Here is a 24,307-nt window from a genome sequence, read left to right as displayed (position 1 = left end):
GTAAAAATGAGTATAACCTATTTTAAAAAAGTATCACACAATTACTTGATAACGTTTGCAGTTTATTGTATGATATAGCTATAAATTAATTAAAGGATGTGTTCGATATATGGCAATGACAGTAAAAAAAGATAACAGTGAAGTAAGAATTCAATGGAGAGTTGCAGACATTAAGATTCCAACAAGTGAAATAAAAAATATTTCACAGGACCAAAATATTCACGAAGTTCCTAAACTTGATAGAAATAAAGTTTCAAGAATTGGTTCTACATTTGGAAAAACAAACCGTGTTATCATCGACACTGATGACCATGAATACATTATATACACTCAAAATGATCAAAAAGTTTATAACGAATTAACTAAATAATTAATTTAAAAATATACTAAGATTAGCTATGAAGAAATCTATGACGACAGATTTCTTCATAGCTATTTTAAATTGTTTTAGAGAAGCTAAAACAATTTAAAATATGTTCCACCCTTAATATGTTTTTATCAAAGATTCAGCTAGTTATTAATATTCCACTAATTAATAAGGTTTCTCAATTATATTAATAAATTATCAATGATATACTGTGAATATATTATGGAAAGAAGGTGCGCTTTATGTATGTAGTTACAAATAGAATTGATGTAAAAAAAGGATTTGCTAAAAAGATGGCTCCAAAATTTACTCAAGGTGGGAAAATACAAGAACTTGACGGCTTTCGTAAAGTAGAAGTCTGGTTGATTGATGATGAGGAAGATTACGACCAAATGTATATAAATACTTGGTGGGAAACTGAAGACGATTTTAAAGCATGGCTTCAAAGCGATGCTTTCAAAGAAGCTCATGAAGGAAAAGCCAAATCAAGCAGCGAAGAATCACCTGTGTTAGGTAATAAAGTTGTCAAAGCTAACGTAATATCAGTATTAGATAATTAATAATAACATTTTAAATGATTATAATTACTATACCATATATAAAAAGGAACGTCCTAGGCACACATAATTGTCCGAGACGTTCCTTTTTCACTTTGAGCTAGCTTTTATTACACTTTTATATTTCTTTTTTATTACATACTTTTTAATTGAAATACAAGTGAGCCATTAACGCTATAATAGGTAAAGCAATGATTGTTCTTATTAAGAATATGATAAAGAGTTTAAAGATACTTACTGGTATTTTAGAACCTAAGATTACCCCACCAACTTCTGATAAGTAAATCAATTGCGTGATACTTAAAGCGCCAACAACAAATAATGTAATATCGTTACCAACACCTTCTATTAAAATTGATGGTAAGAACATATCGGCAAATCCAATCAATACTGTCTCTGATGCTTGAGCTGCTTCAGGTATTTGAAGTAATTCTAAATATGGAACAAATGGTTTTCCAATAATCGCAAATAATGGTGTATACGTTGCTATAATTGTTGCAAGTGTACCAACGCTCATCACTACAGGTAAAATTACAAACCACATGTCGATTACGGTCTTGAAACCTGATTTAAAAAATGCTTTAAAACCAGGTGCATTAATGCCTGTTTCAGTCGCCATATCAAAACCATGATCTAGAGCAGTTTTATTGTCAGGTAACTTCTCTGTTCTCATTTCTTCCGATACTTCTTTAGAGTATTCATCTTTAATAGATCTGAGCGGCCAAATTCTTGGCAAAATTAACGCACATACTACACAAGAGATGATTACAGTCAAATAAAAATAGAAGAAATGCTTTTGCATATGTACAGTGTCGGCAACAACAATGGCAAATGTTAGTGAAACAACACTAAACGTAGTAGCAATGACTGTCGCTTCTCTTCTAGAGTAGAATCCTTCTTGATATTGTCTACTAGTGATTAAAACCCCTACTGTTCCATCACCAATGAATGATGCAAGATTATCAACTGTCGACCGTCCTGGTAATGTAAATAACGGTCTCATAATCGGTCTGAAAATCGGTCCTAATAATTCTAATAATCCGTATTCCATAAGTAACGGTAGAAATAACGCTGCAAAGAAAAAGACAGTTACTAATGTAGGTAGTAGGCTTTCAAATACGAGGCCACCCGTATCTTCGGAATAGATAATGTCAGTACCTACTTTTAAATATGTCATCCAAACAAACACTACTGCTAATATTCTTAAAATCAACCAGACAATCTTTACATTGAATGCATTATTCATTAGCCCCTCTGGTTTAAATTTATTTTTCAATACTGTCGAACATAAAATAGATAATATACCTGATATCGTAATGATAATTACAATGACCAATGGCATTGCATTCCCAATTAGATCTTTTAGTAATCCTGCTAAAAATGCAACAGGTAGTGTTGTTTGTTTTTCACCATCTTCAGTTACAGTAATTGGTACTAAAAATAAAATGATACCAATTAATGACATGATAATGAATTTAAGCTGCCCTCGTGTGCGCTGTGATTTACTATACTGAGTCACTACATTCACCCCTTAGGTGTATTATTTGATATATACTTAAAAAACAACACCAATAATTATAACCTATGATGTATAAATATGTAAATCTATAAATTGTGTCTATTTGTTGTTATTTTTGTATAAAAAAGTAGAGTTAATCCTAATATACGGAATTAACTCTACTTTAAATGAAAGCGTTTACTTTTGCAATTTATAATTATATTTTTCTCAATAAGAATAAAAAGTAAGGTACCCCCACGATTGCTACAACAACACCTACTGGGATGTCGATAGGTGGATGTATTCCTCGAGCTAAACAATCACTTATGGATAATATTAACGCACCTATCAGTCCTGACATAATTGTAATATGGACATGCTTATGTCCAACAATTCTTCTGGCAATATGTGGAGAGATAAGCCCTAAAAAGCTTAATCCACCTACTACTGAAATAGATGCGCCTGCTAAAATAACGGCTAATAGTAACAGTATCATTTTTATTTTTTTCACTTTTGTACCTAAAGCGATTGCAATATCATCACCCAAAGTTAAAATATCGAGTTGATGACAGTAATAAAATATAATCGGTAAAGCTACGATAAACCAAGGTAATATAACTAAAACATTCGACATGCTGTGGCCATATAAACTACCTGTTAACCATACTAAAGCTGTGTTGGCATCTTGAGGGTTACGTATTAATAAATACTGTACCACCGCTGTACATATTGCACCGATTGCTAAACCTATTAATGCTAACTTAGATCCTTTAACATTAAATTTTGCTATTAACAATGTCAGAATCAAACTTACACATAAAGCACCTGCGAATGATCCAAACGGTAAAATAAATAAAGGCGCAGATGGAAACAGCATAATAATGGAAACTGCTGATAAACTCGCTCCTTTAGTTATACCAATAACATCTGGTGAAGCAAGCGCATTTCGTACCACGCCTTGAATAAGTGCACCAGAAATCGCAAGACTGCTTCCCACAATAATTGCGAGAATCATTCTTGGTATGCGATATTCATTTAATATAAAATTATCTTGTGCAAATAAACTTTTAACCGCTTCTATTGGGTTAATCCAAACTGCTCCGATAGACAATGATGCAATTGCTGAGATTAGAATTAATATTACAACGATACCATAACGAAAGGTTAATCTCCCAATCATAGTCTATCAACTCCTCTAACTGTAATGAATAGAAAGTATACTGCTCCTACAAATGAAGTAACAATTCCTACAGGTGATTCAAACGGAAATGCTATTAGACGACTTAAAACATCTGATAACAATAATAAATCTGCTCCGATAATCATTGTTAAAGGCACCATTAACCTGTAATCTGTTCTAATATAATGTTTTACAATATGTGGAACAATGAGTCCTACAAAACCGATTGGACCAGCGATTGAAACGGATGCTCCAGCTAAAATAATAACCAATAAGCCAACAGTAACACGTACAACCTTCACATTTTGTCCCAGTGATGTTGCTAAATCCTCACCTAATTCCATAATAGTTAATTGCTTAGATATAAAAATCGCTCCAATAAATGCCATCACTAACCAAGGAAATACGCCAATAACTTGAGGCCATTGAATACTTGATAAAGAACCTACTAACCAAAACATTACTGTTGAAGTTGCATCTTCATTTAATAATATAATCCCTTGCGTCATACTAGAAAAGAATAAATGAATAGCCATACCAGCTAATGCTAGTTTGATAGGGGTCATCCCTTTAGTGGAACCTGATAGTGTATATACTGTAAGCCCCCCGATAAATGCACCAATAAACGCAAGTATCGTTGAATATGCGGTTAAAGCAGGTACAATCATTGAAATAAATACAATAACAAATGAAGCACCTGAATTAACACCAAATATTTGTGGCGATGCAAGAGGGTTGCGAGTCATCGCTTGCATCAGTAATCCTGAAACACCAAGTGCTGCGCCTATTAAAAGACCAGCAAACATTCTTGGCATGCGTACATTATGTATCAAAAATGTCTGTTTTGTATCGATGTGTTTTACACTGTAATCAATAAAATCTTGGAAAGTAATATGTGAAGCTCCAACGCTAAGATTGAAGTATATAATAACAAAAAGCGCACATACACTCACAATAAATGTGAGTGCAGTACGTTTTTGAGCTTTCTTTTCATTGGATTTTGTTGGGTTAACGCTATGTGATTTAATCATTACCGTTCATCCTACTTTTGTTGTGAGTCTTTTTGCTCATTTTTAGAAATTTCAGCAAGTTGTTTTGCAATTTCTTCGGAAGATATAATACCCCTTGCGCGTGCCCAAGTATTTCTATCAACTACAGATACGCGATATTTTTTAACCGCATCTAAGTCTTGCCAAACTGGATCCTCTTCTTGTTTTTTAAGGTTTGGATCATTTTCGCCTTTATCAGCCATAATAAACATACGACCTGGGTTAATGTCTGAAAGCACTTCTGCGTTTAATTGTAAGTAAGGCCCTTTTAGATACTTAGACAAGTTATCAGTTTTTGTTTTATTTAACGCATTATCAAAACCTAACTCTTTTAAAAGTTCTCCTACATATGTATTTTCAGGATGCGCTAATAAGCCTGATTTTGCAACAACAGATGCCAATACAGGTTGTGATTTATCCATTGTAATCTCTTTACTGTATTTATCCATTAACTCATTATGCTCTTTTAATCTATCTTTACCTTTATCTTCTTTTCCTACTGCTTTTGCAATTGTTTTAAATGCTTCTAAGTTGTCTTTATAATCACTATCGAAGCTAGGAAGCATAATTGTCGGTGCAATTTTTTCTAAATCTTTTTGGATACCTTTATGTCTATTACTATCTGCAATAATAACATCTGGTTTTTGGTTACTTATTTCTTCTAAGTTAGGTTGTTTACGTGCACCTACTGATTTATAATCCCCAATTTTTTTACGTATAGGTTCAAGAATCCTATCTTTTTTACCATCATCAGCAACGCCAACTGGTTTAACATCTAATGCTGCAAGCGCATCAACAAATGAGAATTCTAATGCTACGACACGTTTAGGGTCTTTAGCAATTTTTGTCTCACCACCATCATGCTTAATTGTTACACCATCTTTGTTGTCCTCACCTTTGCTTGATTTGTCAGAACCTTTATCACTGACACTGCCACATGCAGACAACATTACTACAGTTAAAGTTAAAAACAGGATAGCCATAATTTTATAACTATGTTTCATCGTTTTCACTCCTTAGGATATGTATAATTACATATATAATTCTATTGATAATGATTATCGGTGTCAATAAAAATTTTTAAAATATTTATTGAATTTTAAATCCGATTGGATTTTTCAATGTTAAAGTTGTGGCATAATTTTTCAATAACGTTATCATGAATATAATTTTTATCTAAGTTTGTCATATACATACTTTGCGCCAATGCCTTATAGCCTAAATTAAATTGAAGTTTATCGCCAATTTGATAGTGGTCTTGGTTCAATAAATCAATCATCACATGATCACTAGTTGCACCTATAACTTTAACGTGATGATGATGTGGCTGAATATCTTCTATAAACGTATCTAAGCTACCAATATCAACGATTGCTTGTAAATATTGCTTACCCGATGAAATATCAATACGTGGTTTAATTTCAACTATCTCCGCTTCTAAAATGATAGCGTTTTGGTACAATGACGCTATCGGTTGGTTAGTTGTAGTTTCAACACCTCTAAAAAGTGTTTCTCCTACACGTAACTCATTAATCTTACCCATATCTTGATATAACATTTGAGATATCATACTAGAATTTCCACCCGAGATTATTTTAAACCTCATATGTGTTTCTAATTCAACTGATTCTACAAATTGATTAATTAAAGACACATCTTCTTCTGTTGGAATAATTGATTGGAAGCACATAAAGTTAAATGCTAATCCAACCACACTTACATGATGCATCGACAGTATTTCATTAATAAACTCTACAACATCATATGTTAAAACACCTTCTCTTGAATCTTTCCAATCCACCATAAGTAATATATGATGTTTTACTTGTTGCTTTTGAGCTATTTCATTCAATCTGCGAATCGTCGCTATTTCTGTTTGTATACTTATATCACTATATCTAACTACATCTTCCAGTTCATGTTGACTTGCTGTTCTAATCATCATATAAGTTAAATCATAATCTTTACTCTTATTAATGTTATCAATACGTGCATCAGCAAAATGTGTTATACCAATACGTTTCAATGTCTCAACAATTTTTCTATCGCCGCCTACGCATTTAATAACTGGTGTAAATTGCATATGATTCTCTTGAAAAATAGACAATAATACTTGTGCATTATATTGTATTTTGGACAAATTTATCTTTATTTCAGCCATCTATTACACCTCTTTATATATAGGATTCCTCAAATCAATGGTCACATATTGTTTCACTTTACTTTCCATTCTCATACGTAAGAGTGCTTTTACTGTTATCGTCGCACCGAATAGTACTTCCTTTAACTTGTTAGCATGTGGTTTATTAAGATCAATTGCGTGTTCAACTACCTCACCTACTAACTCAAATAATTCGGATTCTTCTACATATTCATATTGTGAAAAATGATGAATGAGCTCTGCAATTTGATTTTGAATAACTGCATGTTGAAACTTGGCTATCACCGCTTCGATATTTTCTGCAATTAAACTCGTGTTAGTAACATCAATATTAGGAATTTTATGTTTTAATGTCGTTAAATCTATCCTTGAACCACCTAAATCTCTAACGATAAATTTCATTTGATAATTTGGTCCTAGATTAACGATTGTATTTTGCATATGTGCTTCCAAAGCAATACCATAATCTTGAATATATGCAATTAATGGATCGATTAATGCTTTACTATAATGCAATATAAATTGTTTAATCGCATCTACCGTTAAACCATCATTTACCCAATTGATATAACTGTCTACAGTTACTTGATTATCAACAGGATTTTTATTAACTAAACTTGCAGTTACTAGAGTAGTCCCGTTATCTGAAATATAAGGTTGATGTCGTACTATACAAGCCAAATGACGTGCATCATCTGGTTCAGTTTTGGCATGTATACCAAATGGTTCCATAGCAACTTGTAACTGTGGATATATTGCTAACATGTCTTGTAATTCATAGCTCAATTTAGGTCCATCCACCGTTGTCACACTCGACACAGTCCTTACAGCGCTTGTAGCTTGTACATTAACAGGTAACTTAATGTGAAACGGCTTATGAATAAGTTGCATAGTTCTAAATGATAAAGTTGCTTTAGATTCAACTTCAAAAGGTGTAGGTAGTAATCTTTTTTCTAATATCCAATCCGCAAATTTATAGACGATAACGTTCTCATATTGCCAAGGGTGTACAAATACTACACTATAATCCTTTAACTCTAAATCATGTGGTGCTAAAAATCCTTTTAATTTATACCGATATTCTGGAATAACTTCATCTACCATATAGTTTGCATCATCTTCCATAGAAGTGATTATACAATCCTCTTTATGAATGAGCATAATTTTTAATGGAATAATCTTTTCAAATTCTGGAGCATATTGTCTCACTTCGTCAGGTGTCAATGGTAGCTTAGTCTTAGATAATGGGTGTGTAGGATGGCCTTCGATAACAAGACTTTCAGAATAATTTAAATCATTTATTTGTTTTGAACCAACCATATGCTGTAACCATGAAAAGAAGTTGATTGTTTCAGGCATTTTTGAAAATTTTAGCGTTGCGTGAATCAACGACTTTCTATGTTTAAAATGTTCATAAGTAAGTGCAAAACCTTCCCTACTAGAAAACAATTCATCTGTTAATCGTTGACTAATAGGCATATTAAAGTGTGATTCTAGGACTTCTAATAGTTGTTCTAAAGTTTGGATCGTTACTTGAACCTTACCCTTGATATAAGAAATCACACCATAAAATTCATAACGCTCCATAGCGCTTTTTCTAATCTTATTTAATTGCAACACTTGGCCTTGATATTGTATTTCAACACAATGATCATATTCATTAAATAACATACCTTGCGGAAATATTTCTTCCTTAATAATTGCGTTAAAAATACGATACTGTACATTTCTATCTGCCAATTGCCATGTCTCATGCATCATACAATACTGCCTCCATTTTTTCTTTGCCTTCTTGTAATTGCACTGAATAACAATGCAATGACAAATGTACTCATTCCCATAATAATAAATGTTTCAATAATACCAATAAGTTCTGCTAAGAAACTCATTAACATGGCACCTAAAGGAATCATACCTCTATCCATCATAATGACACTGAGTATTTTCCCTCTATGTTCAGGTTCTACTCTATGTTGAAAATATATCCTATTTGTCGTTCTCGCCCATTGGCTGAACAAGCCAATAAAAAATAATGAAATAAATAATAAATAGGTGTTGCTACTAATCGTACATAATAAAGATATACCAAAAAGTACAGAACTTATGTAATACATTTTGACCATGGATACTTTTTCCAAAATATTAGGTAATACTATTGTTGCTATAATACCGCCTATCGCACAACAAGTCATAGCACTACCAAATATTGTTACTTGATTAGGGAATGTCTTGTCCGTTAACACCGGTAAAAGTGTAGTATAAGTAAAACCAGTTGCCATAATAAGTAATGATGTCACAAATATTCTTGCGCCTATTTGATTATCTTTAAAGTAATTGATTACGTACTTAAAGCTCACTTCTGGATTTGCTTTTGATAACACATTATGACTAAATGATAACGGTAAGCAAAGTATTAAAGATATGAAATAACACAATGCCTGTACACCAAAACTGATTTGCGCATTATAAGCTGCCATAATAAAACCAGCAATCGCAGGCCCAATTGAACGACATATATTTATAATAAATGAATGATACGATACTGTTTGCGTTGTTGTTAAACGCTGTGTCAAATCTGGCAATACTGCCTGACGTACTGGCGTTTCTATTGCACTCATAATGCCACGACCTAATGAATATAACAAAAATACAATTATCGGTAATTGTGGATTTTGAAATGTTAAAATACATAGTATCGTTGTTAATAAAAATGAGGAGGTTATTGTTAATTTTAATAATTTTCCTCTATCACATCTATCTGCTAAACTTCCCGCCCATACACTTATGAGTAAAATAGGTACGAGACGGAAAAAATTTATCAGCCCTAGATAAATTGCGTTATGATATAGAGTAAATACATACCAATTTAGCGTGATTTGTCCAATCCAATTCCCTAAGAACAGTAGGAATGAACTAGGAAAAAAATACTTTGCCATAAAATTCCTCCTGTTTTTTAATTGATAATAATTATCATTATCGATATTATGGATTATACAAATATCTTATACGTTTGTAAAATAATTTTTTTAGAGGTGCATTATGAATTACAAAATAAATGACAACAATTTAATTGCAAAACTCACTAATGACGAACAATACGCTTTATCGTATTTACGTTCGGCAGATATAAGATGGGCAAATGCTTTCGAAGACGTATTATTAGAAAGTCGTGATAAAATTTCTCAAAGGTTAATCACTTCTTTACATAGAGAGAATTTAGTTCAGAGCCGAAATCATAGTGAGATTATCAACATAAAAAACTTAAACTTAGATGTTGCAATCAAGCAAACTCTTGTTTTAAAAATAAATTTTCCAGAAGCTAAAAAAACTTTATATGCACCTATTTCAGGACAACATGCTTTTGATAGAATAGATGTTGAAGGTCCATTTTATTTTGAATATAACAACCATTTAGAGCGGATATTACATCCAAATGAAATTTTAAACGCTATTTTAATAGAAGCACCTAATCTTAATAATGATGCTAGTAATCAATTTAAGGATGATATGAATAATAGTGTCGCGAATATGGCTATTTCCTTAAGTTATCAATCAATCACATTGTCTCAAAATAATGAACCATTGTTAGAATTAATTATTAATGCAGAAGATAGTTATTTAAGATCTGAACAAGCAGTTGTTGAAGGTCATCCATTACACCCAGGTGCAAAGCTACGTAAAGGCATGACACCAGAAACGGCTATAGATTATTCTTCAGAGTTTGGGAATCCCATCGCTATGAAATTTATATTAATTCATCAAGATATTGCAAAAGTGCAATCATTAACGAGACCATATAACGACACTGTATTTACATTATTTAATGGTCTATATGAAGCTGTAGCAAAATTATTAACTGATAATCAAATTGAAGACTATTACGTTATGGCTGTGCACCCATGGCAATATAACGCAGTATTAGAAAGTGATTATGCTAATGAGTTAAATGAGCAGCAGCTAATACCATTAGACTTTGATTTAAATTATTACGCCGGTCTGTCATTTAGAACATTAATGCCACAACGCCCAAATATTGAACCGCACATCAAACTATCAACGAATGTACATATTACTGGTGAAATACGTACTCTATCTGAACAAACAACGTATAACGGACCACAAGTCACACGTATATTGAATCATATTAAAGCGCATGATCCTTTATTTAACCATATTCAGGCAGACACGATTGATGAAATGGCGGGTATTCATTTTTATAATCCAGAAGATTCGTCATCACAACGAACAGTAAAGAGCGAACAATTAGGTACACTCTTTAGAGAAAATATTTATAATATCAAGGACTCTGATACAATACCGCTCATCCCTTCTAGCTTAGTTGCAAATTACAGCAATAATGATGAAGCGCCTATAGTGACTTTAATCAAAACATACGCTGATAAGTTCAATATTAAAAGTTATGAAGAAGCATGTAGCAATTGGATTGCGCAATATAGCCAAGCATTAATTGATATAGCACTACCTTTATATGTGAAATACGGTATTGCATTAGAAGCACATTTACAAAACTCTATAGCTACATTTAATCAAGATGGTTCAATCCATACATTATATATTCGTGATTTTGAAGGATTGCGTATTGATAAAACTTACTTAAATCAAGCGGGCTACAGCACAGCAGACTTTCATGAAAAATCATTAATTCTTACAGATCAGGCACAGACAGTTTTCAACAAAGTGTTTTATTCTAGTATTCAAAATCATCTCGGTGAACTAATTGTAACCATCGCTCAATCTAGTCAAAGTAATGAATTAGAACAACATATTTGGTCAGTCATAAGTGATATCATGTTTGAAAAATTACAAGATATTGCCTCTACAATGAACAATAACGACAGAATTACAAAAATAAAATCCGTTTTATTTGCCCCACAAATTGATTATAAATGTGTTACTACAATGAGATTAGAAGATGAAGCGGATTACTATACTTATATTAAAGTGAATAATCCTTTATATAGAAAGTTGAATTAAACAACAATAAAATTAAGCACTTTTTAGAATACAACTTTTTAATTAACTTGCCAGAGGATGTCAAAGAAGCATGATATAAAGAGTTACTTTGGTTGTAGGCTATGAGTAAATATCGCCAACTTTCAAAAATGGAACGCCTGAGCTAACACTCATGTGTATATACTAATAATTTTCATAAATAAAAAATAGTAGTTAAAAAAAGGCCCGAAACATTAAATGTTTCGGACCTTTTTATTTAAATTGAATGGTTATTAATTATTGTAAACCTTTTTCTTCATTGTCTGAGTTTTGGCTTTTTTCATTTTTTTGAGCCCATTCTTTTTTAGTCATAACATCTTCAACGCGCATGTTAACTTCAACTACGTCAAGACCAGTAATATATTTAACTTGTTCTTTAACTAAGTCAGTTACTTTACGGAAGATTTTTGGTGCTGATTCACCATATTCTAATACTACTTTTAAATCAACAGCAGCTTGTTTTTCTCCAACTTCAACACTAACACCTTGTGTAACATTGTTGCTGCTACCAAATGAACTAGAAATATTGTCGACGAATCCGCCTTTCATTTCTAAGATACCGCTAACTTCACGTGCAGCAATACCTGCAATTTTTTCAATCACTTCATCTGAGAACGATAATTTATTAGTAAATTGAGGCTCTTGAGTTTGCTCCTCTTGTCTTCTTTCTTGTTCTTTTTCTTGAACTCCTGTTTGGTTGTCATAAGCTTGTTTAGCTTTATTGTTGTCTACTGCCATATTACATTCTCCTTTACCTTATATAATTTGTTTAAAAATTTTTAACTGCATTAGAATACATACAAGTTAATCGATTAACTCCATCGATTAAGGAAATTTAAAAAGTCTTGCTTACGGTCTTTAGTATACCCAACTCCAATTCCAATCAAACATAATACTAGAATTAAAATTGTACTCCAGAAACCTAAAGTTAAAAATAATATTGCTATGATTAGAAATGCTAAGAAGCCAATAATTCTCCATTTAAACGTTTTGAAAAATTCAACAACTTCTTGAGTAGAATCTTGTCCATTTTGGTTATTATTGTTAGCCATGATAACCCTCCCTTACAACACACGTTTGCCTGAGGTTTTTTGATCTCTAACATTAACCTCTAATTTTGATACTGGTAATTCTGTAAAATGCTCGACATTTTGCTTGATGTCATTTCTAATCTCTTCAGTTAAAGAATTAACCTGAACATCACCAGGAACGAAGAAATCTGCTTTTAAAGCAATGTGTGATTTCTTTTTCTTGTTATAAAGTTTTGCAATCACGTTTGGTTGACGTATTTGATCATATTGCGTAAGTGTATCGTATGCAGATTTTTCAACTGCTTTTCTCGATACATAAATATGACCATCTTCGAAATCTTTATATAGTCCGGGTTTTCTATACGTAGGTTTAAACAAGCTGAATACTAATATGAGACCAATAATAATGAGTAACGCTGCTAAACCAATTAGAGTTGGTTCAAACCAGTTAAACTGATTAAAATAGTCTTGATACTGGCTAATTCTAGAATCTTGAATATACATGAAGAGTAAGAATCCAACGATTACTACAATTAATATGCCTAGGATAAAATTCTTAAGTCGTTTCACCTCGTATGACACCTCCTATGCTTTGGTAATATGTACTTGTCATACAAAACTACTACCCTTAAAAAAATTCTTAGAAACATTTTTATTGAATTTAATTTTTAATTTTTATTACAAAACAAATTTGTTAGTCCGCTTTATTGATTATCTTTTATTTCTTGGTCAGCTAGTTCTGGATGATTTGCAATGCGATATTGCAAAAGTTTGTCATCTGGCACGAGCAACTTGTTACTCGGCCTTGGTTTTTCAATTGCTAATGATTTAAAAAGTGAACATATCATAAATATAATGACAATTGAAAATGGTAAAGCAGCAATAATTAATAGGTTCTGTATAGATTGAGTGCCGCCAGTGTATATCATAATCATTGCAAATAAAGCCAATATGATACCCCAACTAACTTTTACAATACCTTTAGGATTGATACTACCTTTAGAACTTAACATGCCTAAAACGTATGTTGCTGAGTCTGCTGAAGTTACAAAGAAAATCATAATCACTATTAATGTCACTATACTTAACAAGAACCCTAATGGGAAATGTTCTAAAGTGGCAAATGTAGCAGTCTCTGTTGCCTCTTTCGCAATGTTTGCAATACCATGTTGTTGTAAATAAATGGCAGATGCTCCGAATACTGCAAAGAATAAGAAACAAACAAGGGCTGGTACAAACAACACTCCTAAAATAAATTCCTTAATTGTTCTACCTCTTGAAACACGTGCAATAAATATACCAACAAATGGTGCCCATGAAATCCACCAAGCCCAATAGAAAATAGTCCATTGTTGTAGCCATTGGAATTTTTCGCCACCTGATTGCGGAATGCGTAAACTCATATTAAAGAAATTTGCAATGTAATCACCAAGTGAATTGGTAAAAGTATTTAATATAGTTAAAGTGGGGCCAACACAAAATAATGCAATGAGTACTAGAAAAGCGAGTATCATATTAATATTACTTAGTGTTTTGATCCCCTTATTAATCCCTGACCAAGCTGACCAAGTAAATAATATCGTTGCTATAACAATAATAATTACTTGAGTTGTAAAATTTGAAGGTATATCAAATAAAAAATTCAATCCTTCATTAATCTGTAATGCCCCAAATCCAAGTGTTGCTGCTACGCCTGTTACAGTAGCAATAATCGCTAATACGTCAATCGAACCACCTATTGGTCCTCTCATCATTTTAGAACCTAATATTGGTGTTAACGTCGCACTTACTAGTCCTGGATACCCTTTGTGAAAATTAAAATAAGCAAATATTAATCCCACAATGCCATAAACTGCCCAAGCATGTACCCCCCAATGAAAAAATGAGAATTGTATAGCATCATTAATTGCAGTTTGCGTACCTACTTTATGTAAAGGTGTTAACGTAAATGCATGATTGATTGGCTCTGCTGTAGTCCAAAAAACTAATCCTATCCCCATACCAGCACTAAATAACATAGCGAACCATGATTTCAATGAGAATTCTGGGTCCTCTCCATCTTCACCTAATGTAATCGATGAATATCTAGAGAATAATAGATAAACACACACAATTAATATGACAAGTACCAATAATAAATAGTACCAACCAAAATTTAATGCAATAAAATTTGTAATGCTTTGTGTTACTGTTTCTAGTTGTTTTGGCAATATTGCACCGTATACAACAAACATAGTACAAATTGATAATGCTACCCAAAATACAACCGTTAATTTGTTTAAACGCATGTCAAAATTACACACTCCCTATACTTTTATGTAACTTACATACCCTATCTCATTACATGTATTCGTAAAATTTATAATATAATGCATATTATAAATTTTATATATATTGCTTTAAATAAAAAAAGCATCTTCTTAGCCATCATATTATGATGAATTATAGAAGATGCTTCACTTTATATTCAATTTTAAAGTAATAATTTTGTTAGTTTTAATTTTTAAAGTTTAATTACTAGCTTACCAATCATACTTTGATTTTCTAATTTAACATGGGCATCATATAAAGTTTCAACAGTTAAGCCATCTACCACTTCATTCACGGTCGGTTTATATATACCCGCTTCTATTTTTTCAGAAATATCAGTAAGGTAATCACGATGAATTTGCATATCTTCGGTTTCATGAATAGGTCTTGATGACATAAATTCATGAGTAAATGTAATACTCTTTGGTTTCAGCAAGTTTAAATCTTGTTTATTTTTGAAAGCAACAATCGTTGCAATTATTCCTCTTGGTTTTACTAATTCAATCATTTTTTCATAATACATATCCGTATCAAAAGTACAGAAAATGTAATCTACTTCACTAATTTCATATTTCTTAAATTCTTCGGCTAAATCATTCTTATGATTTAACACGATATCTGCACCCATATCTTTAGACCATTGGTGTGTTTCCTCACGTGATGCTGTAGTGATAACATGTAAGCCATAGTGTTTAGCGATTTGTGTGGCTATACTTCCTACACCACCAGCACCATTTATGATTAAAATAGATTTACCTTTATTTTCTTCTGGATTAAATGATATTTTAAAAACATCAAATAGTGTTTCGTAAGCAGTTAAACCGGTTAATGGAAGACTTGCTGCATCCACATTAGATATATTTTTTGGCTTTTTCGCTACTAAACGCTCATCAACAATTTGATAAGATTGATTGGAACCTTGGTATTTAGGCGATCCTGAATAAAAAACTTCATCTCCAATATCAAAGTGACTAACACCATCGCCCACTGCTTCTACCACACCTACCGCATCGAAACCTAAAATTCTTGGCGCTTGTTCAACCTCTGTTTTTCTGATTTTTGTATCTACAGGGTTAACGCTAATTGTTTCAACACGTACTAATAATTCATATTGTTCAGGTTTGGGAGTATCAACAGCAAACTCATAAAATAAATTGCCATCTTCTAGATTAAAACTTTTATCTGCACCTATCGCTTTCATCGTATGCACTCCTTTCTTGATTATACATTATCTGAAACTTGAACAACTTGTTTTCCGAAATTATCGCCTGTAAATAAGTTTCTAAAGGCATTTGGTAAGCTGTCAAAACCTTTTTTAACAGATGTCTTAGTCTTAATTTTATCTTCTTGAACCCACTGTGCAAGTTCTTTACTAGCATTTGGGAAATCATCTGCATAATTAGCAACAATAAATCCTTGCATTAATGCTTGTGATTTAATAATGATTGGCTGGATTCGAGGGCCATATTCAATTTCTGTATTATTATAACCAGAAATTGCACCACAAACTGGGATTCTAGCAAACTGATTAAGATGTTTCATAACTTCATCTGCGATTGTACCGCCTACATTTTCAAAATAGACATCTACGCCGTTCGGTACTGCTTTTGCCAATTGTTCAGCAAAATCATTCGCTTGATAATCTACCCCTGCATCAAAACCTAGTTCTTCGGTTAAATAATTAGTTTTTTCACTACCGCCTGCAATACCAACTACATGTGCGCCTTTTAACTTTGCAATTTGACCTACAACTGAACCAACTGCACCAGATGCAGCTGATACTACAACTGTTTCACCTTCTTGAGGTTGGCCGATTTTTAGTAAACCATGATAAGCAGTCTGCCCAGTCATACCTAAAACACTAAGATATAAATATAAAGGAATATCAGTTTGGCTCACTTTAATAGCATGTTTGGCTTTAATATTAACTATTTTTTGCCAAGGAAACGTGCCGGTAACAATGTCATCTTTTGTAAATCCATCTACATTTGATACAGTAACTCTTCCTACTACATGACCATTCATTGGTTCGTCTAATTGGAATGGGGCTACATATGATTCACTATCATCCATACGACCACGCATGTAAGGATCTACTGATATATATAACGATTCTATTTGAATTTCATCTTGCTTCGGTTCTTCTACTTCCACAGTTTCATATCTAAATACATCATCGGATGGAATGCCTTCAGGTCTTTTTGCTAATACAATTCTTTCTGTGTTCATTATATTACCTCCATTCATTGTTTGACTTTATTCTAAAGGCATACTTTTCATCAATCAATCAAATCGCTTATTCATTATTTCAATTACGTGTTATGCTATTGCTAATTTATAAAACATATCATTCGTTTTATCACGTTAGGAGATTGTATATTGAAACTTAGTATTTTAGATTATGTACCAATATTTGAAGGAAGTACCGCTACTCAAGCATTAAATCATGCTGTTGAATTAGCCCAATTAGCTGAAAAGCTAAATTACACACGTTATTGGGTTGCTGAACATCATCAAGTCTTTTCAGTAGCATCTAGTGCCCCCGAAATGATTATGATGTCATTGTTAGAAAATACTAGTTCAATTCAAATTGGAAGCGGGGGTGTTATGTTACCACATTATAGTGCTTATAAAGTGGCTGAAGTATTTAAAACTATGGAAGCTAGACACCCTGGTAGAGTGAACTTAGGTACTGGTCATTCTAAGAGTTATAAGAATGTAAATAAAGCTTTGAATGAGCACAAAACAATACCTGTTGATTATGAGAATCAAATTGATGATCTGATAACTTATTTTAATAGTGACAGTGAGAACAATATAAATCATCGCTATACAGATTTATATGTGATGCCACTTATCGACACTAAGCCAAAAATGTTTGTTTTGGGTACAAGTAAAAAAAGTGCAACTCTCGCTGCTAATAGAGGCTTACCTTTTGTTATTGCCAATATGGGGCAAGATAAGGATCAAATTAAATCTGTAATAACTCATTATCGTTCTTCATTCAAAGCACAGTATCCTACAAATCATCCTTATGTCATCATGACTTCTTTTGTAATTACGGCAAATAATAAACATCAACGTCAAGATTTATCTTATGCGTTCCATTTGTGGTTATTGCGTATTGGTTATTTAGACCAACCAAAATTCTATCCCTCTGTGAACTACGTGAAACACAAATCATTTTCTTCGAGAGAAGTTGAAAAAATGAGTCAACAGAATAATCGAGTTATAGTAGGTTCACCTAAAGAAGTCATCTCCAAATTAAAAGTAATGATGACTGACTTTGATGCTGACGAAATTATGATTCAACCACATGTTTATGGAGAAGGTAACAGAAAACAATTAATTCAATTACTCGCAACAGAGAACTTTGAATATAAATAAAATAGCACTTACACATGTACTATATTTGATGCGTAAGTGCCATTTATCAAATTGTAGAAAACAAGAGCTCTCTTATTGTATAAGCACAATTAACTCAATAAATTAAGTGATATTTTAAATTTATTTGCCCCATAAAAATTGATTTATTTTATCGGTGACATAAGTATTATCATGAAGTTCACTATGATCAGCTTTTTGTCCAATCACTTTAAATTCTTCATAACTACTTACTTTATCATCAACTAAGTACCTTAATGATTTAGATGAAACATTTGTAACTCGATTATCAGAATGTGTGCCATCTTTTATATCACCATAAATATTTAGCACTTTTGCTGTTTCTGGGTATGATGTTTTCATAGGTAACAAATCTTTATATGCTTTTAGCATTTTATTTGGTTTCCCATTTTCATCTAATTTAATATCTAAATCAAGACCATTTATATCAACTTCGCCATTAAAATTACCCGCTAAACTCACTTGTTTATTTAGTTTTGGTAAGTTTTGATTACCTCCATAATTCAACATGTAATAACTGAAAGATTGATTACCCATAGAATGTGCGACAAAATTAAACTGGTCAAAGTGATATTGGCTCATCATAGCAATAATAACTTGTTGAATCCATTGCGCATTTTTATTTAAATCTTTATTTGTATTATCTTCTAATATAATTTCAATAACTGGATTTTTCGCTTCAGGTGACAATTCCCCCTCAAATGTCACCATTCCCTTTTCAGAAACTTTTGCTTTAACTACTTCTTGAGTAATATCTTCTTCTATCGCCGAGTCAATTAGGAACTTTATGGAATTCTCTGTCCCACCATAACCATGTAAATAAAATGTAGGTGTATTAGTATACTTATAATTATTTTCTTTATGTTGACTATATGTTTTAAAAGCTGCAATCATAACGATGACAAATAAAATGAATGCAATCAATACTATAGTCAGATATATATTAGATTTATGTTTACTATTTTTCATATAAATACCTCAAATTTAAAATTGTCTTCTATTATTAATTATACTATGACACTTTACAAGATTAGTCATTCATTTTGATACAAATAAATATTATTAAAGTAAAACAAAAAAACTTCCCAAGAAATTGGGAAGTTTTAAACGTTTGTTTAATTGAACACAAATTACTAAGCAACTTGTGTAGCAAACCTGTATGCAAATTGAATTTGCAATAGCTTCGGCAATATTAACGTTTTGAGAATTGTGGTGAACGACGAGCTTTTTTAAGACCTGGTTTTTTACGTTCTTTCATACGAGGATCACGAGTAAGTAATCCAGCGCGTTTTAAAGAACCTCTGTATTCAGGATCAGCTTCTAATAATGCACGTGAAATTCCGTGACGGATTGCTTGAGCTTGTCCAGTAAATCCTCCACCGTGAACGTTAACTAATACATCATAGTTACCTTTAGTTTCTGTTACATCAAATGCTTGGTTAATGTCTAAAATTAATGATTCGAATGGTAAATAACTACGTACATCACGGCCGTTAACAGTAATGTTACCTTCACCTGGTACTAAACGTACACGTGCTACTGAGTTTTTACGACGGCCTGTGCCTTTATATTCAACTTGTGCCAATGTAATTTCCTCCTTTTAATTAACCACGTAACTCGTAGTTTTCTGGTTGTTGTGCAGCGTGTGGATGTTCAGCGCCACCATATACAAATAATTTTTTACCTTGTTTTTCACCTAAACGTGTGCTTGGAAGCATACCTTTAATTGAATTTTCAAGTAAACGTTCTGGGTTGTTAGCTTTTAACTCGCCAGCTGAAACTGATTTGATGCCACCTGGGTGATTTGAGTGACGATAGTACATTTTATCGCGCTCTTTATTACCAGTGAAGTGGATTTTTGAAGCGTTAACGACGATTACATAATCACCTGTATCAACGTGTGGTGTATAAGTTACTTTATTTTTACCGCGTAAAATAGCTGCTACTTCTGATGATAAACGACCAAGTGTTTTACCTTCAGCATCAATAACATACCATTTGCGCTCAATGTTTGATTCATTAGCCATAAATGTTTGACGCATATAATTGTCCTCCTAGAATAAATAAATGTTTCTTAATTTAATAGTTTATACTTGCTAAATCTTAAATTTCATCTATTTTTTTAATAGTTTGTTTCTACGTGCTTCTATATCTTGTAACACAATAAGATTCCGGGGCTTATCGTGGGTGATATAAAACAATACCGTTAGTAATCGTATAATTTTTTTGTCATTTTGTCAACGACATTTAGTAATTTCATATAGATTTTTTTCGATGTAATTTTATATCATTACCAAAATCAGTGGTTAATTCACTTGGCGTTAGATAAATCTTCTCTAAATATAACCCTTCTGCCGGTGCAGTAAACGGTACTTTATTACGATCTTTATCCTCTAATAATTTAGGTATTTCTTCTGGTTGTCGTTTTCCTTTGCCTACTTCAATTAAAAAGGCTATTAACACACGCACCATATTATATAGGAAACCTGAGCCGGTGACAATATAGTCAAAGCCATTTTCTGTTTTTTCTATACGACTTTCGTATAGCGTTCTCACTTTGCTAACAACTTCTGTTTTTTGCGAACAGAACCCTGTAAAATCATGAGTACCTATAAAGTATCGTGCAGCTGTATTCATTTTATCTATATCTAACGTTTCAGCGATATGTGTTTTTAAGCCATTAAGAAACGGATCTTTGTGTTTAGATTGATAAATTTTATATCGGTAAGATTTACCTACACAATCATATCTACAATGAAAATCATCACTAACAAAACTGACATGATTGACATATATATCACCCGGTAATGCTCGATTCATCGCATATTGCCATTGTTGTTCAGGGATGTCCAACTCTGTGTCAAAATGAAAATATTGCTCAATTGCATGTACACCTCTATCTGTTCTACTGCTTGGGTGAATTCTCACATCATGCTTATGCATACGCTTTAATATCTTTTCGAATTGTTGTTGTACCGTTCTTCCATTTTGTTGTATTTGAAAACCTAGGAATTGGCTTCCTTGATAAGAAATATTTACTAAAACACGCATGATTTACTACACTCCCATGAATTTTAACACAAATAATACTACTGATATTGGCAATAATAGTAACAGCGTTAAACTGTCTTTCACTTGCCACTGTAGCTTACGATAATTTGTCCTTTGCTTTTTCGTATCATAACCTCTCACTTCCATCGCAATCGCCAAATCTTCAGCGCGTTGGAACGCAGAAATAAATAAAGGAATCAACAAAGGTACAAATGCTTTCACTCTATTAATTATACTACCCGAACTAATTTCAGAACCTCTGGATTTTTGAGCCAATATAATTTTATCTAATTCATTCATCAACGTAGGGATAAACCTTAACGCAATAGACATCATCATACTTAATTGATGTACAGGTATTTTCACTAATTTCAGTGGTGATAGTAGTTTTTCAAAAGCATCCGTTAAATCAATTGGACTTGTACTTAACGTCATAATGGTTGAAATCATAATAATAAACATAAGTCGCAAAACTATATAAATACCTTCTAAAATACCATCTGTATCAATTGAGACAAATCCTAATTCAAATAACCTTGTACCACCTTTGGTTAAGAACAAATGCATTAAAAACGTAAATATTAGAAAAATCCAAATGGGTGTTAAACCTTTAGCTAAAAACCAAAATTTAATTTGTGCTAGTTTCATAAATATAATAATTGAAATAAATAACCATAAATACGTTGTAAAAGAATGCGCAAAAAAGATTAAGATAATAAATATAAAGACAAAAATCAATTTCGCACGTGGATCTAAACGATGTATAATCGTATCTAGTGGAAGGTAACGTCCTATAATAAACTTATCTTTCATCTTGTCGCCACCCCTTATACATTTCAATAAACTCTTCTTCAGTCAAAGCAATTTTATTGAAATAATATTGATGCTTGTCTTCTAAATCACGTTGCAATTTTACAACATCTGGTACATCAAGATGCATTTGATTCACATAATTCGTATCACTAAATAGTTTGCGAGGTGGACAGGATTCTATCAGTTGACCGTGTTGCATAATTTTTATTTCATCCACGTACTTCGACACATCATTCATTTCATGCGTCACAAGGATAATTGTCTTTTGCTGTTCAACTTGAAGTTTCTTTATCATTTTCATTATCTGTTTTCTACTTTTAGGATCAAGACCCGCTGTAGGTTCATCAAGTATAACAATGTCAGGATCCATTGCTAATATTGATGTAAGAGCTATCTTTCTCATTTGCCCACCAGACATTTGAAATGGTGACTGTTGTAATATATCTCTATTAAATCCAAATTCTATGAGCAAACGAAATGCTCTTTCCTTCACTTCATCTAATGGCATATTAAAGTTTTTTGGACCAAATAATATCTCGCGTTCTACTGAATCTTCGAACAACTGTGACTCTGGAAATTGAAATACAACACCCACTCGCTTACGAACATCCTTCAAATACTTATCTTTCGTCTTATGACTAATTTCCACATCATTAATTTGAAGCAAACCTTCTGTTGGTTTAAGTAGTCCATTAAAATGCTGAATTAGTGTAGATTTTCCGGAACCTGTTTGACCAATAATTGCATAATACTTTCCTTGTTCAAAAGTCGTTACAATTTCACTTAATGCTTGATGCTCAAATGGTGTTCCTTTTTGATAAACATAACTTACTCGGTTGAAATTAACAGTCATAATTTTTTTACCAACCCTTCATATGTTATGAAATCAACACTACCTAGTAATTGATTATGCATTCGTATAGAGAATGGTAAGTCTAAACCAATTTGAGTGAGTTTATCACCATCACTGAAAATATCGTTTGGTAGTCCCGTTTGATATACCTCTCCTTCATTTAATACAACGAGGTAATCAGCTTCTGCAGCTTCTGATAAATCATGTGTAATAGAAATAATCGTTACGTCTTTTTCTTCTTTTATACGGTGAATTAAATCAATTAAGTCTTTTCTACCAGCAGGGTCTAACATAGATGTCGCTTCGTCCAAAATAATAATATCGGTATCTAATGCAAGTACGCCTGCAATTGCGACACGCTGCTTTTGGCCACCAGAAAGCGATTGTGGTTCATAATTTGCTCTATCTAACATATCTACATCATCTAAAGCTTTAGGCACTATCGCTCTCATATCATCATATGAGATACTGTGATTTTCTAGACCAAATGCCACATCAAATTCAACAGTCGATCCTACAAATTGATTCTCTGGATTTTGAAATACAATACCAATATGCTGCCTTAAATAATCCAAATTCTGCTGGCTAACAGCTTCATTTTGAAAATAAATATTACCTTCAAACGGCTTTTCAATGCCTACCATTAATTTAGCAATCGTCGATTTGCCCGAACCATTGTGTCCAACTATGGAAGTCCATTTCCCTTTTGGAATACTAAAAGATACATCTTTCAACGCAAGTGGTTCATCACTATTATATTTAAATGAAACATTCTTAAATTTAATAATATGCTCTTGCGTCTCCATATCTATTGCCTCCAATAACTAGTAAGTCTATTTTTTATATACCTTATCTATTTTACATGAAAATTTAAATATATACTACCATTAAAGAAGGTCTCAATATTGATTTTAACAGTATCTATATATAAGTATAAGCAACACTCTAAGACTTTGTTTAGCTAGCACTGCTTATGCATTCGCTTATCGAATGTATTCTTTTTTTATTCTGAAGAATTA

24 protein-coding genes are annotated in these 24,307 nt (G+C 32.4%); 4 read left to right on the top strand and 20 right to left on the bottom strand.

Going from position 1 to position 24,307, the window contains the following annotated elements:
* Nucleotides 1-109: 109 nt before the first annotated feature.
* Both J5E45_RS09600 and J5E45_RS09595 read left to right on the top strand, forming a co-directional pair.
* On the top strand, nt 110-370 hold the full coding sequence (locus J5E45_RS09600; protein WP_039069806.1) for a SunI/YnzG family protein: 261 nt from the start codon (nt 110-112) through the stop codon (nt 368-370).
* A gap of 239 nt (nt 371-609) precedes the next feature.
* Nucleotides 610-927 (top strand): heme oxygenase, encoded by a 318-nt coding sequence (locus J5E45_RS09595; RefSeq protein ID WP_039069805.1) that lies wholly within the window; start codon nt 610-612, stop codon nt 925-927.
* Nucleotides 928-1,069: 142 nt separating this feature from the next.
* Here the strand turns inward: J5E45_RS09595 and J5E45_RS09590 are convergent, their stop codons facing one another.
* The 7 genes from J5E45_RS09590 to J5E45_RS09560 form a co-directional block, all read right to left on the bottom strand.
* Complete coding sequence (locus tag J5E45_RS09590) at nt 1,070-2,389, bottom strand: YjiH family protein (protein WP_208182127.1); 1,320 nt, start codon at nt 2,387-2,389, stop codon at nt 1,070-1,072.
* Nucleotides 2,390-2,639: 250 nt separating this feature from the next.
* Nucleotides 2,640-3,602: an iron chelate uptake ABC transporter family permease subunit gene (locus tag J5E45_RS09585; RefSeq protein WP_101051070.1), complete on the bottom strand. Its 963-nt coding sequence runs from the start codon at nt 3,600-3,602 to the stop codon at nt 2,640-2,642.
* Nucleotides 3,599-4,633 (bottom strand): FecCD family ABC transporter permease, encoded by a 1,035-nt coding sequence (locus J5E45_RS09580; protein ID WP_039069802.1) that lies wholly within the window; start codon nt 4,631-4,633, stop codon nt 3,599-3,601. Before J5E45_RS09580 ends, J5E45_RS09585 begins: the two co-directional genes overlap by 4 nt.
* Nucleotides 4,634-4,644: 11 nt before the next feature.
* Nucleotides 4,645-5,655 carry an ABC transporter substrate-binding protein gene (locus J5E45_RS09575; protein ID WP_208182121.1) on the bottom strand — a complete coding sequence of 337 codons (1,011 nt, stop codon included), beginning with the start codon at nt 5,653-5,655 and terminating at the stop codon, nt 4,645-4,647.
* A gap of 95 nt (nt 5,656-5,750) precedes the next feature.
* On the bottom strand, nt 5,751-6,812 hold the full coding sequence (locus tag J5E45_RS09570) for an alanine/ornithine racemase family PLP-dependent enzyme (RefSeq protein WP_101051072.1): 1,062 nt from the start codon (nt 6,810-6,812) through the stop codon (nt 5,751-5,753).
* A 3-nt stretch (nt 6,813-6,815) separates the two neighbouring features.
* Nucleotides 6,816-8,573 carry an IucA/IucC family protein gene (locus J5E45_RS09565; RefSeq protein ID WP_101051074.1) on the bottom strand — a complete coding sequence of 586 codons (1,758 nt, stop codon included), beginning with the start codon at nt 8,571-8,573 and terminating at the stop codon, nt 6,816-6,818.
* Complete coding sequence (locus J5E45_RS09560; RefSeq protein WP_101051076.1) at nt 8,570-9,748, bottom strand: MFS transporter; 1,179 nt, start codon at nt 9,746-9,748, stop codon at nt 8,570-8,572. The genes J5E45_RS09565 and J5E45_RS09560 overlap by 4 nt, the downstream gene beginning before the upstream one ends.
* Before the next feature lie 103 nt (nt 9,749-9,851).
* On the opposite strand from J5E45_RS09560, the gene J5E45_RS09555 reads away from it, so the two are divergent.
* Entirely contained in the window at nt 9,852-11,807 is a 1,956-nt protein-coding gene (locus J5E45_RS09555; protein WP_039069476.1) for an IucA/IucC family protein, read from the top strand.
* Between the two features lie 255 nt (nt 11,808-12,062).
* On the opposite strand, the gene J5E45_RS09550 is transcribed toward J5E45_RS09555, so the two are convergent.
* The 6 genes from J5E45_RS09550 to J5E45_RS09525 all read right to left on the bottom strand — a co-directional run bounded on the left by J5E45_RS09550 (nt 12,063) and on the right by J5E45_RS09525 (nt 17,395).
* The gene (locus J5E45_RS09550) at nt 12,063-12,563 is read right to left on the bottom strand and encodes an Asp23/Gls24 family envelope stress response protein (protein WP_039069478.1); all 501 of its coding nucleotides are present in this window, start codon (nt 12,561-12,563) and stop codon (nt 12,063-12,065) included.
* 74 nt (nt 12,564-12,637) lie between these two features.
* Nucleotides 12,638-12,877: a DUF2273 domain-containing protein gene (locus J5E45_RS09545; RefSeq protein WP_029378536.1), complete on the bottom strand. Its 240-nt coding sequence runs from the start codon at nt 12,875-12,877 to the stop codon at nt 12,638-12,640.
* Nucleotides 12,878-12,889: 12 nt separating this feature from the next.
* Nucleotides 12,890-13,426 (bottom strand): alkaline shock response membrane anchor protein AmaP, encoded by a 537-nt coding sequence (gene amaP, locus J5E45_RS09540; protein WP_017722952.1) that lies wholly within the window; start codon nt 13,424-13,426, stop codon nt 12,890-12,892.
* 134 nt (nt 13,427-13,560) lie between these two features.
* Complete coding sequence (locus J5E45_RS09535) at nt 13,561-15,144, bottom strand: BCCT family transporter (protein WP_208182119.1); 1,584 nt, start codon at nt 15,142-15,144, stop codon at nt 13,561-13,563.
* 215 nt (nt 15,145-15,359) lie between these two features.
* A complete protein-coding gene (locus J5E45_RS09530; protein ID WP_208182117.1) occupies nt 15,360-16,367 on the bottom strand; it encodes a zinc-binding alcohol dehydrogenase family protein in 1,008 nt (335 codons plus the stop codon).
* 20 nt (nt 16,368-16,387) lie between these two features.
* Nucleotides 16,388-17,395 (bottom strand): NADP-dependent oxidoreductase, encoded by a 1,008-nt coding sequence (locus tag J5E45_RS09525; RefSeq protein ID WP_069792427.1) that lies wholly within the window; start codon nt 17,393-17,395, stop codon nt 16,388-16,390.
* Nucleotides 17,396-17,545: 150 nt separating this feature from the next.
* Between J5E45_RS09525 and J5E45_RS09520 the strand changes: the two genes are divergently transcribed.
* Nucleotides 17,546-18,553: an LLM class flavin-dependent oxidoreductase gene (locus J5E45_RS09520; RefSeq protein ID WP_208182115.1), complete on the top strand. Its 1,008-nt coding sequence runs from the start codon at nt 17,546-17,548 to the stop codon at nt 18,551-18,553.
* 120 nt (nt 18,554-18,673) lie between these two features.
* On the opposite strand, the gene J5E45_RS09515 is transcribed toward J5E45_RS09520, so the two are convergent.
* The 7 genes from J5E45_RS09515 to J5E45_RS09485 all read right to left on the bottom strand — a co-directional run bounded on the left by J5E45_RS09515 (nt 18,674) and on the right by J5E45_RS09485 (nt 24,094).
* Nucleotides 18,674-19,540, bottom strand: a complete 867-nt coding sequence (locus J5E45_RS09515; protein WP_208182114.1) for an alpha/beta hydrolase — start codon at nt 19,538-19,540, stop codon at nt 18,674-18,676.
* A gap of 223 nt (nt 19,541-19,763) precedes the next feature.
* Nucleotides 19,764-20,156 carry a 30S ribosomal protein S9 gene (gene rpsI, locus J5E45_RS09510; RefSeq protein ID WP_017722946.1) on the bottom strand — a complete coding sequence of 131 codons (393 nt, stop codon included), beginning with the start codon at nt 20,154-20,156 and terminating at the stop codon, nt 19,764-19,766.
* 19 nt (nt 20,157-20,175) lie between these two features.
* Nucleotides 20,176-20,613: a 50S ribosomal protein L13 gene (gene rplM / locus J5E45_RS09505; RefSeq protein ID WP_017722945.1), complete on the bottom strand. Its 438-nt coding sequence runs from the start codon at nt 20,611-20,613 to the stop codon at nt 20,176-20,178.
* Between the two features lie 214 nt (nt 20,614-20,827).
* Nucleotides 20,828-21,622 (bottom strand): tRNA pseudouridine(38-40) synthase TruA, encoded by a 795-nt coding sequence (gene truA, locus J5E45_RS09500; protein ID WP_039069488.1) that lies wholly within the window; start codon nt 21,620-21,622, stop codon nt 20,828-20,830.
* Nucleotides 21,623-21,628: 6 nt separating this feature from the next.
* Nucleotides 21,629-22,435 carry an energy-coupling factor transporter transmembrane component T family protein gene (locus J5E45_RS09495; protein WP_039069489.1) on the bottom strand — a complete coding sequence of 269 codons (807 nt, stop codon included), beginning with the start codon at nt 22,433-22,435 and terminating at the stop codon, nt 21,629-21,631.
* Nucleotides 22,425-23,288 (bottom strand): energy-coupling factor transporter ATPase, encoded by an 864-nt coding sequence (locus J5E45_RS09490; RefSeq protein ID WP_101051081.1) that lies wholly within the window; start codon nt 23,286-23,288, stop codon nt 22,425-22,427. The genes J5E45_RS09495 and J5E45_RS09490 overlap by 11 nt, the downstream gene beginning before the upstream one ends.
* On the bottom strand, nt 23,285-24,094 hold the full coding sequence (locus J5E45_RS09485; RefSeq protein WP_101051083.1) for an energy-coupling factor transporter ATPase: 810 nt from the start codon (nt 24,092-24,094) through the stop codon (nt 23,285-23,287). Before J5E45_RS09485 ends, J5E45_RS09490 begins: the two co-directional genes overlap by 4 nt.
* Nucleotides 24,095-24,307 lie beyond the last annotated feature (213 nt).

This window comes from Staphylococcus shinii, from assembly GCF_017583065.1.
In the GTDB taxonomy this organism is placed as follows: domain Bacteria; phylum Bacillota; class Bacilli; order Staphylococcales; family Staphylococcaceae; genus Staphylococcus; species Staphylococcus shinii.
This window is presented reverse-complemented; position numbering and strand designations above follow the sequence as displayed.

Coding starts and splice junctions, on each gene's coding strand:
- J5E45_RS09525 (WP_069792427.1), bottom strand. CDS start 17,395: ATGAACACAGAAAGAATTGTATTAGCAAAAAGACCTGAAGGCATTCCA.
- J5E45_RS09550 (WP_039069478.1), bottom strand. CDS start 12,563: ATGGCAGTAGACAACAATAAAGCTAAACAAGCTTATGACAACCAAACA.
- J5E45_RS09490 (WP_101051081.1), bottom strand. CDS start 23,288: ATGACTGTTAATTTCAACCGAGTAAGTTATGTTTATCAAAAAGGAACA.
- J5E45_RS09580 (WP_039069802.1), bottom strand. CDS start 4,633: ATGATTAAATCACATAGCGTTAACCCAACAAAATCCAATGAAAAGAAA.
- J5E45_RS09600 (WP_039069806.1), top strand. CDS start 110: ATGGCAATGACAGTAAAAAAAGATAACAGTGAAGTAAGAATTCAATGG.
- J5E45_RS09570 (WP_101051072.1), bottom strand. CDS start 6,812: ATGGCTGAAATAAAGATAAATTTGTCCAAAATACAATATAATGCACAA.
- J5E45_RS09585 (WP_101051070.1), bottom strand. CDS start 3,602: ATGATTGGGAGATTAACCTTTCGTTATGGTATCGTTGTAATATTAATT.
- J5E45_RS09560 (WP_101051076.1), bottom strand. CDS start 9,748: ATGGCAAAGTATTTTTTTCCTAGTTCATTCCTACTGTTCTTAGGGAAT.
- truA (WP_039069488.1), bottom strand. CDS start 21,622: ATGCGTGTTTTAGTAAATATTTCTTATCAAGGAAGCCAATTCCTAGGT.
- J5E45_RS09575 (WP_208182121.1), bottom strand. CDS start 5,655: ATGAAACATAGTTATAAAATTATGGCTATCCTGTTTTTAACTTTAACT.
- J5E45_RS09515 (WP_208182114.1), bottom strand. CDS start 19,540: ATGAAAAATAGTAAACATAAATCTAATATATATCTGACTATAGTATTG.
- J5E45_RS09555 (WP_039069476.1), top strand. CDS start 9,852: ATGAATTACAAAATAAATGACAACAATTTAATTGCAAAACTCACTAAT.
- J5E45_RS09495 (WP_039069489.1), bottom strand. CDS start 22,435: ATGAAAGATAAGTTTATTATAGGACGTTACCTTCCACTAGATACGATT.
- rplM (WP_017722945.1), bottom strand. CDS start 20,613: ATGCGTCAAACATTTATGGCTAATGAATCAAACATTGAGCGCAAATGG.
- J5E45_RS09485 (WP_101051083.1), bottom strand. CDS start 24,094: ATGGAGACGCAAGAGCATATTATTAAATTTAAGAATGTTTCATTTAAA.
- J5E45_RS09565 (WP_101051074.1), bottom strand. CDS start 8,573: ATGATGCATGAGACATGGCAATTGGCAGATAGAAATGTACAGTATCGT.
- J5E45_RS09595 (WP_039069805.1), top strand. CDS start 610: ATGTATGTAGTTACAAATAGAATTGATGTAAAAAAAGGATTTGCTAAA.
- J5E45_RS09590 (WP_208182127.1), bottom strand. CDS start 2,389: ATGTCATTAATTGGTATCATTTTATTTTTAGTACCAATTACTGTAACT.
- J5E45_RS09545 (WP_029378536.1), bottom strand. CDS start 12,877: ATGGCTAACAATAATAACCAAAATGGACAAGATTCTACTCAAGAAGTT.
- J5E45_RS09535 (WP_208182119.1), bottom strand. CDS start 15,144: ATGCGTTTAAACAAATTAACGGTTGTATTTTGGGTAGCATTATCAATT.
- J5E45_RS09530 (WP_208182117.1), bottom strand. CDS start 16,367: ATGAAAGCGATAGGTGCAGATAAAAGTTTTAATCTAGAAGATGGCAAT.